This window comes from Paenibacillus sp. Pae15 (genome assembly GCF_024519685.1).
Taxonomy (GTDB): domain Bacteria; phylum Bacillota; class Bacilli; order Paenibacillales; family NBRC-103111; genus Paenibacillus_G; species Paenibacillus_G naphthalenovorans.
The window spans coordinates 1-728 of record NZ_JALJRM010000082.1 but is presented as its reverse complement, the minus strand read 5'-3'; the positions used below and the strand labels follow the sequence as shown (position 1 = coordinate 728).

The 728-nt window shown below is 51.9% G+C and carries 1 protein-coding gene; it reads right to left on the bottom strand.

Annotation, left to right across the window (positions count from 1 at the left end):
* On the bottom strand, positions 1 to 541 hold a 541-nt coding region (locus tag NR121_RS24965; protein WP_375162548.1), incomplete at its 3' end, for an IS3 family transposase.
* Positions 542 to 728 lie beyond the last annotated feature (187 nt).

Below are 728 nucleotides of genomic sequence, written 5' to 3'. Positions count from 1 at the left end.
TGGAGAGCTCGTAATCGATGATTTTGCGGCTGTACCAGTCGATAATCACAAAGAGATACATAAAGCCTTTGCCCATCCGCAAATACGTAATATCAATTCCCCAGACCTGGTTCGGACGATCAATGGCCAAGCCGCGCAGAAGGTAGGGCCGAATATACTGGGCATGATATCGTTTGCTTAAGTTCGGTCCCGGATAGATCACTTCAATTCCCATCAGGCGCATCAGCCGCTGGATGCGTTTGCGGTTCACGGCCCATCCCTGTTCCCGCAATTTGCTTGTCATCCGCCGATAGCCGAAATACGGATGCTTCGTGTACAACTTGTCGATCTCATGCATCAGTTGTACGTTCTCCGGCGCTTCCTGCCGCACATCCCGCTGCCGATACACGTTCGTACGATGGATCCCCAGCAACTCTGCTTGGCGCTTGATGCTGATCTCCCGGTTATCCCGTTCCACCATGGCTTGCCGATCTCTTGTCGATGTCTTAGAGACCAGATTTTTTTTGAGCCAATTGACTTCTAGCGTCAGTTGGCCGACCAGTTTCTCCAGTTGCTCTTGCTTGTCCTCATAGTTCCTTTTGATCTTCTCGGCTTCCTTTTGTTTCCCGGCCGAACACCATGGAGGCTCGCTCCAGAAACTCTGCCTTCCACCGGCTCAACATGACTGGGCTGAGTTCGTACTTCCCTGCGATCTCATTCACCGTCTGCTCTTCTCTCAGCACTTCCAG